Genomic DNA, 9,228 nt, shown 5'->3' with positions numbered 1-9,228 from the left:
AAAAAGGCTCATTCCCATGACACACCACATCACCGATTCAAGCGGTAAGCGACGCTTTCTGACCGTTGCCACACCTGCATCAACAAAAGCTTCATCAATGATAGTTGGGTCTAAGAAAGTTGAAAGCTTGTCAAATGAGTGAAACTGAGTACTGGCATTAAACGCGGTGTCTAAAGCTGTTTTAAAATTCATAAAAAAATCCGATGGCGAATGCTCATCGGATTTTTGCATCTATAAAAGATCGGTCAACCGATCGCTAAAATATTTCTTAACTGATCGGCATTAGCCACGTGGGCTCTTTTTATTACTTTTTGCTAAAGCGGCTTATTAAGCTGATGTATTTGCTTATTGTGCCTGCTTTTCCCTATTCCCACTCAATAGTAGCAGGCGGTTTTCCTGAAATGTCGTATACCACACGAGAGATACCGTCTACTTCGTTGATAATACGGTTAGACACTTTACCTAGGAAATCGTAAGGCAGGTGTGCCCAATGCGCCGTCATAAAGTCGATAGTCTCAACAGCGCGAAGGCTAACTACCCAGTCGTATTTACGCGCATCGCCCATAACGCCTACAGAGCGTACCGGTAAGAATACGGTGAATGCTTGACTCACTTTTTGGTATAAGTCTGCGGCGTATAGCTCTTCAATAAAGATAGCATCGGCACGACGCAAGAGATCGCAGTACTCTTTCTTAATTTCACCAAGTACACGAACCCCTAAACCGGGTCCAGGGAAAGGATGGCGGTATAGCATGTCGTAAGGCAGGCCTAACTCAAGACCAATTTTGCGCACTTCATCTTTAAATAATTCACGCAATGGCTCAACAAGCCCGAGCGCCATATCGTCTGGGAGACCGCCTACGTTGTGGTGAGACTTAATCACGTGGGCTTTGCCTGTGGCCGACCCTGCTGATTCGATTACGTCAGGATAGATAGTGCCCTGAGCTAACCATTTAGCATTAGCAAGCTTGCCGGCTTCTTCATCAAAAACGCGAACAAATTCGTTGCCAATGGCTTTGCGTTTAAGCTCTGGATCTTCAATACCTTCAAGGCGCGCTAAGAATCTTTCTTCAGCATCGATACGAATGATATTTAAACCAAAGTGGTCGCCAAACATCTCCATAACTTGGTCGGCTTCGTTTAATCGCAACAGCCCGTTATCAACAAATACGCAGGTAAGGTTTTTGCCAATAGCGCGATGTAGCAACATGGCCGTCACAGAGGAGTCTACGCCACCAGAAAGACCGAGTATGACCTCATCATCGCCGACTTTTTGCTTAATGCGCTCAATCGCATCTTCAATTATCGCACCCGCAGTCCATAGCTTTTCACACTTACACACGTCCATAACGAAATGCGTTAATAAACGCATGCCCTGGCGAGTGTGGGTAACTTCTGGGTGAAACTGTACACCGTAGAACTGTTTTTCTTCGTTATACATAGCCGCATGAGGGCAAGACGCAGTCTGGGCGATGGTCTCAAAACCATCAGGAATAGCAGACACTTTGTCGCCGTGACTCATCCATACATCAAGACGAGCTGCTCCGTTATCGCCGATAGCATCTTCAATCTTATCTAGTAATGGACTTGGCTTAATTACCTCTACTTGAGCATAACCAAACTCACGCTTGTCTGAACCAAGCACGCCGCCGCCAAGCTGGTGAGCCATGGTCTGCATGCCATAACAAATTCCGAAAACAGGAACACCGGCCTCAAATACATAATCTGGTGCTCGCGGTGACCCTTCTTCGGTTACCGACTCTGGACCGCCTGACAATATGATCCCTTGAGGATTAAATGCGCGAATTTGCTCTTCGGTTACATCCCAAGCCCATAGTTCACAGTAAACGCCTATCTCACGTACTCGGCGTGCTATTAGCTGTGTATATTGCGAACCAAAATCCAAAATAAGTATTCGTTGAGCGTGTATGTCTGAACTCATAAAAAGCCTTTTTTTCTTTTCAACCACTAAGCCACACTGTGACGTATTACGTCATATGGCGTCATATAGCGTGGGCAAAGTGTTTGTAAACAACCTGTCCGAGGCATGGATGCCGAGGCCAAGCTCCCATGGGTGGGTTTACAGCGTGGTTGTGTTAGACACTATACCCACGCTGAACAATAACTCGCCTTAACCTAAACGGTAGTTTGGCGCTTCTTTCGTAATACTCACATCGTGCACGTGGCTTTCACCCATACCCGCTGACGTTACGCGAACAAACTGTGCTTTGGTATTAAGCTCTTCGATAGTAGCGCACCCGGTCAAGCCCATTGCTGAGCGAAGGCCGCCCATTTGCTGATGAATAATATTGGCAATCGGTCCTTTATAAGCAACGCGACCCTCAATACCTTCTGGTACTAATTTTTCAGCATTATTGGATTCTTGGAAATAACGGTCTGATGAACCATGGCTTTGGTTCATGGCGCCTAACGACCCCATACCGCGGTAAGATTTGTAGTAACGGCCTTGGAAAAGCTCAACTTCACCCGGGGCTTCTTCGGTACCTGCAAGCATGCTGCCTACCATCACGCAGCTTGCACCTGCTGCTAATGCTTTGGCGATATCACCTGAGAAACGAATACCGCCATCAGCGATAACTGGAATTCCAGTCCCTTCAAGCGCTTCTACCGCATCGGCAACGGCAGTAATCTGCGGCATACCACAACCGGTTACAATACGAGTTGTACAGATTGAACCCGGGCCTATACCTACTTTCACTGCGTCTACGCCCGCATCCGCTAGTGCTTTTGCACCTTCACGAGTGGCTACGTTACCAGCGATAATTTGTACATCAGGGTAATCTTGGCGTACTTTCTTCACGCGGTCGATAACGCCTTGGGAGTGACCATGTGAAGTATCAATTAATAGCACGTCAACACCCGCATCTACTAATAGTTTAATGCGTTCGTCAGTACCTGGGCCAACACTAACAGCCGCACCAACACGCAATCTTCCTAGTGAGTCTTTACAGGCATTTGGTTTGTTTTCTGCTTTTTGGAAATCTTTTACCGTAATAAGGCCGGTAAGTTTGAATGCGTCGTCCACAACAAGAATTTTCTCGATGCGATGCTCATGCATCAAGTCAAGAACCACGTCAGAGCTAGCGCCTTCTTTCACCGTGACAAGGTCGTCTTTGCCTGTCATCACGTTACTAATAGGAAGCTCTAAGCGCTTTTCGAAGCGAAGGTCGCGGCCTGTCACGATACCAATGAGGTTATTTTCTTCATCGGTAACAGGGAAACCTGAGTAACCTTTGCTTTTCGATAAAGCAATAACGTCGCCAATGGTGGCGTCTTTAGTTACTGTAACAGGGTCGGATACTACACCGCTCTCATACTTTTTAACTTCAAGAACGTGTTTTGCTTGCTCTTCAGGCTTCATGTTTTTATGAATAAACCCGATTCCACCTTCTTGTGCCAATGCAATGGCTAAGGGAGCTTCAGAAACCGTATCCATGGCGGCTGACACCATAGGGATATTCATTGTCACGTTGCGCGTAAGACGCGTTTGTAGACTTGCTGTGTGAGGGAGGACGGTTGAGTGGCCAGGAACTAGCAACACATCGTCAAAAGTAAGGGCTTCTTGGATGATACGTAGCATGCAACAACACCTATTCAGTTGAGGGTTAATTGCGGCGTGATTGTAGTGTTTTTTGGTTTTAAGGTAAACTCTATTTGTATTAAACCATGTGATTTTTTTTATGTTTACAAATTCGCCATCTACATCTCGACAAATTTTAACAGTAACAAAGCTAAATCGATTGGCTAGAACCGTGCTTGAAGGCGAAATTGGCCTGATTTGGCTGTCTGCTGAAATATCCAATTTTGTTTGTGCGGCATCAGGACATTGGTACTTCACGTTAAAAGACAACAAAGCACAAGTACGTGCCGCCATGTTTAAGGGCTCAAACCGCTCGGTGCGTCAGCGCCCGAAAGAAGGCGATAAAATATTAGTGAGAGCGTCGGTGGGTCTTTATGAGGCTAGAGGCGACTATCAGCTAGTTGTTGAACACATGGAAAGTGACGGTGAAGGCGCTTTAAAACAGGCCTTTGAAGCGTTAAAGCTGAAACTCAACAATGAGGGGCTGTTCGACGCGTCAATAAAACGAAGCTTACCCACCTATATTACTCGTATTGGCGTGATCACCTCATCAAGTGGCGCCGCCCTTCACGACGTACTTAGCGTTTTGAAACGTCGAAGCCCGCAAACACAGGTTATTGTGTACCCCTCAATGGTACAGGGGGAAACTGCACCGGCTCAGCTTATTCAGGCTCTTAAGAAAGCCAATGAAAGAAATGAAGTTGACGTACTGCTTTTAACCCGTGGCGGTGGTTCGCTAGAAGACTTGTGGTGCTTTAATAATGAGGCATTAGCGCGAGAAGTGTCGGCCAGTCATTTACCTATTGTGAGTGCTGTTGGCCACGAAGTCGATTTTACTATTTCTGATTTTGTAGCCGATTTGCGTGCTCCAACCCCTTCTGCTGCCGCTGAGCTTTTAAGCCAAGATTCGAACGAAATTGTGCAAAAGCTGGTACAAAAACGCCAGCGTATACATCGTGCGATTGCACAAAAGCTCATCAGCAACAAACAAAAACTGACCATTCAGCGTCAGCGATTACAAAACTTACACCCACAGAGTAAAATACAGCACCAATGGCAATCACTAGACCGGTTACAGCTGCAATTACTGCACAAAATGCAGCGAGATATAGCAGGCGCTGATAAACAACTGCAATCGCTAACTAGCCGGCTGAATAGACAAAACCCAGCACAACGCCTTGCGCAATCAAACAGTAATTTGGCCTATGTGAGAACGAGATTACTCAATAGCATGGCCGCGCTGCTTGGCACCAAAAAGCAACAGCTGGCCTCAAATGCATCATTACTTCAATCGGTAAGTCCACTGTCTACACTGGCAAGAGGTTACAGTATTACTCTCTCTGACAACGCTGCGATAACCAGTGTGGAGGCGGTGAATAATGGCGATACGATAACAACCCGAGTGACTGACGGTGAAATAACCAGTACAGTAACCAAAACGTTAAAGGAATAACTCAGCCAATTATGCCGACCTTTCGCAGCTTCGCTTTTCGAATAGCCTCCTTGTCTCTTGCTATGGTTTCAACTGGAGCACTCCTTTCTATTGGTACTTTTTCACCCATAGCACACGCCGTTGTGACCAACCCTGCTGTAAATAGTGTTTCTGCACCAGTCTCTGTGTTTTCCACTTACCCGTCGCCTGAGCTCGTGGCCTTGTGCAACGAGCCAGAGGTTCGCTGCAAAGAAGATAGTATTACTCCCGACGAATTTGTGTCTGCTCTAAAGGCAAACTCATATTTAACCTCGCTGCAGCCTTATGCAGAGAATAATGACTACGAACTGTTGATAGCCAATGTGGGGAGAGTAACCACTCAATTTGCTGAAATTACGCTGCAGTGGCGAGGAATGGAGATAAACTCCCATATTGTTAAGACAAGTACACAGAAACAGGCTGAAAGTGGAAACCTTCAACATGCCGAAACGCTAATTAGGCAGTGGGAAGACAATGCAGTCAACGAAGGAATTTTTACAGCAGAATTCCTTTATCGCGCTCTTGAGGCAAGTAATTATCAGCATGACTTAGCAGTGCCTAATTCATTTGGGCAGTTTACTAAGCTAGACACCCAACTTTTTGCAGATCCATTTAGTGGCGCCATTACCCGATATACTCACCCTGCTTATGAGGATGCCCTCGTTGATGTGATTGTTTACCCGTTTACACACAAGATAACTGAAGATGATCGCACGCTGTTAAACGAGCAACTCGATGTCGACCTAGCGAAAGCGAGTGCGGTAGCTAAAGCACAGCAACTTACTCTTACTCTCTCTAGCCCAGCAGCACCATATAAAGTAAAAGGAATTGCCGATGGGTGGCGACTCGGCATTACGGCTGAGTCTGAGAAAGCCCCCACACTTTATGCATCTACCTACGTATTTAGAAAGCACGACAAAATCATAAAAATAGCCACCACATTTCCTACCGATTTCTCAGATCCACTCGTGGATGAGCTAATACAGCGTGTTGATGTACCAAAAGAATCGTTGTTAATGAAGCGGGTTCGAAAGCTGTTATAATAGCTATCCTAAAATGCTGCTGTTCTGAAATTGTTATTAAGCACGCGACAGGTATAAAACGGTAAAACTGAGCTTTAAAACAAAAAACCGACGAGTTACTCAAAAGTAATCGTCGGTTTTTTACTATTTTGCTCGTACTATTTGTCTTTATAGAAAGACATCATGCGACGGCGTTTACGCTGCTGCGCTAGCGTTAAGTTATTTTTCTTGCCTTCAAACGGGTTGGCCCCTTCTCTAAACTCAATCTTGATGGGCGTTCCCATGATCTCAAGTGCTTTTCTAAAGTAGTTCATTAAGAAGCGCTTGTATGAGTTAGGTAAGTCATCTACCTGGTTACCGTGTATAACAATAACAGGAGGATTATACCCTCCCGCATGGGCATACTTCATTTTAACCCTTCTGCCACGAACAAGCGGTGGCTGATGGTCATCTTGAGCCATTTCCATAATCTTAGTGAGTATTGATGTGTTAATGCGTTTAGTCGCGCTTGAGTACGCTTCCTGAACCGATCCAAATAGATTACCCACACCCGAACCGTGAAGGGCCGAAATAAAGTGGATGCGTGCAAAATCGACAAAGCCTAAGCGTCTATCCATTTCACGCTTAATATCGTCTTTCACATCGCTACTTAACCCATCCCACTTATTGACCGCTAGTACTAACGAGCGACCAGAGTTTAAAACGAAACCGAGCAAGCTCAAATCCTGATCGGTGATCCCCTCACGAGCATCAATAACCAACAGTACTACGTTCGCTTCTTCAATGGCTTGTAGGGTTTTAACAATGGAAAACTTCTCAACCGCTTCGTTGATCTTCTTACGCTTTCTTACACCAGCAGTATCGATAAGAACATATTCCCGTTCATCTCGTTCCATAGGAATGTAAATACTATCGCGGGTCGTACCCGGCTGATCAAAAACCACCACCCGCTCTTCGCCTAAAATGCGATTGGTTAGCGTAGACTTTCCAACGTTCGGTTTACCCACGATGGCAAGCTTGATAGGTAAGTCTTGAAGTCGTTGACGCTGTGCTTCCGCATCTTCTTCGCCTTCAGGCTCGATATCATCCACAATTTCCATGTCGGGAAAGTCGGCTTCAAGAGGCGCTAAACCGTCTTGTAGCAATTGACTCACACCTCGACCATGGGCGGCAGCAATTTGCTTAACCTCACCTAACCCAAGCTTGTAAAACTCAGCACTCTCACTGTCGCCGTCAATACCGTCTACTTTATTAGCAACGATAAAGACTTTTTTGTTGATGCGACGAAGATGGTCGGCTATGCCTTGATCTGCTGGCAGTAACCCTGCTCGTGCATCAACCAAAAACATCACAACATCAGCTTCTTCAATGGCTAGAAGAGACTGCTGGGCCATTTCAGCGTCGATACCTTCTTCATCACCCGTAATTCCCCCGGTATCCACTACGATGAATTGACGTCTTTCGAATTTGGCTTGGCCATATTTTCGATCTCGCGTGAGACCAGGGAAATCAGCAACAAGTGCATCGCGAGTGTTTGTAAGACGATTAAATAAGGTCGATTTTCCGACATTGGGACGGCCAACCAGAGCAACAACGGGTAACATTTATCAGATCCTAGAGGTCATGAAAGCTAAAAAGCATAAACCGCAAGCGTTTAATAACGAAGTAATCAATGCTTTAGATAATAGCATCAATGGCTCGTTGACAACTTGCGGTTTTGAATGTGCGCATTATACCCTTTAAGGGGGTTAATACCAATTCGGATTCATCACCTATGAGTGATGAAGAACTAATAACAAGGCTGGAAACGAAAAAGCGCCGTTATGACGGCGCTTTTTAGGTACTCTACTTGAGGAACCTCTCTAGGGAACCTTGACCGACGCCACTACACCGTTGCGAGTAATAGCAACTATCGCGCCTTCAACAACGATGGGCTCTACGTAAATAGAGTCATCTTCGTCATCGCCACCCACGTCTAGACGGGCAACAATTTCACCACTTTCCTTTTCAATCCAGTGCAGAAAACCCCATTTATCACCCACAACCACATATTCACCCACAGGTGTTGCTGCCGTTAATGAGCGCTGCTTAAGCGTGCCTTGCGACCAAAGCTCCACACCGTTTCGTCTGTCTAAGGCATAAACGTTAGACGCGTTATCGACAACAAAAATCTGATTACCATCAATATTTAGGTTGCGATATGAAGAGTACTCACGTTTCCAGATTACACGACCTGAACGCAGTTCAACTGCCGCCAACGTACCATTGTAAGACACAGTATAAATAGTGCCGCCATACAGTACAGGAGTAGTGTCTATATCAACAATACGCTCTAATTCGGTGGCACCTGATGGCGTAGAAATAACGGTTTCCCATGCCAATACGCCAGTATCAATAAGGTTAACCTGAAGCTTGCCCGTTGGGGCACCCACAATCACACCGCCGTTTGACGCTATGGGCCCTGAAATACCGCGTAATGTTAACGGAGGCGTATCGCCTTCATGACGCCACAGCTGCTCACCGGTTCGTGTATTAAAACCGAACAAACTGCCTGCGCCGGTGTTAACTACTAAAATACCGTCATCGGCTGCAGGAGCTGCTAATACTTCACCTGGCACGGTAGCATCCCACACTAGCTCGCCACTTTCGGCGTCTAGGGCAGCAACGTAACCGTTTTCAGTGCCAACAAAAACATGTCTATCAGCAACAAAAATACCACCAATACGGGCACTTTCACCACTGCTCCACAAATTGCTAACAGAGCTCAGCATGCCTTCTGTGCGAAACGTAGCAAAGTTCTTTTCCCATACTACGTTGCCTGTTTCAGGCTCCATGGCAACGACGTTGCCGTGGCGGTCTGCAGCATAAAGTTTGTCGTACGTGTAGACCGGCTTAAGGCGTGAAAAGTAATGATTTACACCATCACCGATATCTCGCTCCCACTCTACCATTGGAGAAAACTTAGCTTCGATGGGCTTTAAACGACGAATTTCAAGCTCTTCTTCATCAGCGAACCAGTCAGAAACGGTTGAACAGCCAGACAAAGTAATTGAAACCGCCAACGCCATTGAAATGGTGCGGGCAAATCGACCCTTACGGCCACAGGTGTTGTGAAACAAATTGCGTACCTCTTT

At 46.0% G+C, this 9,228-nt stretch carries 7 protein-coding genes; 2 read left to right on the top strand and 5 right to left on the bottom strand.

The window, feature by feature from the left end:
- The 3 genes from JV36_RS0101640 to guaB form a co-directional block, all read right to left on the bottom strand.
- A partial coding sequence (locus JV36_RS0101640) for a transposase domain-containing protein (RefSeq protein WP_032139762.1) occupies positions 1-192 on the bottom strand: 192 nt, incomplete at its 3' end.
- A 172-nt stretch (positions 193-364) separates the two neighbouring features.
- Positions 365-1,942, bottom strand: coding sequence for a glutamine-hydrolyzing GMP synthase (gene guaA / locus JV36_RS0101635; RefSeq protein WP_032097099.1), 1,578 nt, complete (start codon positions 1,940-1,942; stop codon positions 365-367).
- Positions 1,943-2,131: 189 nt separating this feature from the next.
- A complete protein-coding gene (guaB, locus tag JV36_RS0101630) occupies positions 2,132-3,601 on the bottom strand; it encodes an IMP dehydrogenase (protein ID WP_032097100.1) in 1,470 nt (489 codons plus the stop codon).
- Positions 3,602-3,701: 100 nt separating this feature from the next.
- Here guaB and xseA point away from each other — a divergent pair, with 100 nt between their 5' ends.
- Together xseA and JV36_RS0101620 are read left to right on the top strand one after the other, a co-directional pair.
- Positions 3,702-5,054 (top strand): exodeoxyribonuclease VII large subunit, encoded by a 1,353-nt coding sequence (gene xseA, locus JV36_RS0101625; RefSeq protein WP_032097101.1) that lies wholly within the window; start codon positions 3,702-3,704, stop codon positions 5,052-5,054.
- A gap of 11 nt (positions 5,055-5,065) precedes the next feature.
- On the top strand, positions 5,066-6,115 hold the full coding sequence (locus JV36_RS0101620; protein ID WP_052010283.1) for a hypothetical protein: 1,050 nt from the start codon (positions 5,066-5,068) through the stop codon (positions 6,113-6,115).
- A 137-nt stretch (positions 6,116-6,252) separates the two neighbouring features.
- Here JV36_RS0101620 and der read toward each other — a convergent pair whose 3' ends face one another.
- Both der and bamB read right to left on the bottom strand, forming a co-directional pair.
- Positions 6,253-7,698, bottom strand: coding sequence for a ribosome biogenesis GTPase Der (der, locus tag JV36_RS0101615; RefSeq protein WP_032097102.1), 1,446 nt, complete (start codon positions 7,696-7,698; stop codon positions 6,253-6,255).
- A gap of 258 nt (positions 7,699-7,956) precedes the next feature.
- Positions 7,957-9,213 carry an outer membrane protein assembly factor BamB gene (gene bamB / locus JV36_RS0101610; RefSeq protein WP_081926485.1) on the bottom strand — a complete coding sequence of 419 codons (1,257 nt, stop codon included), beginning with the start codon at positions 9,211-9,213 and terminating at the stop codon, positions 7,957-7,959.
- Positions 9,214-9,228: the final 15 nt, after the last annotated feature.

Origin of the sequence: Alteromonas sp. LOR, assembly GCF_000753865.1 — a bacterium.
Taxonomy (GTDB): domain Bacteria; phylum Pseudomonadota; class Gammaproteobacteria; order Enterobacterales; family Alteromonadaceae; genus Alteromonas.
Note: the sequence above shows the minus strand (reverse complement) of the source record. Positions and strands in the feature narration are given on the sequence as shown.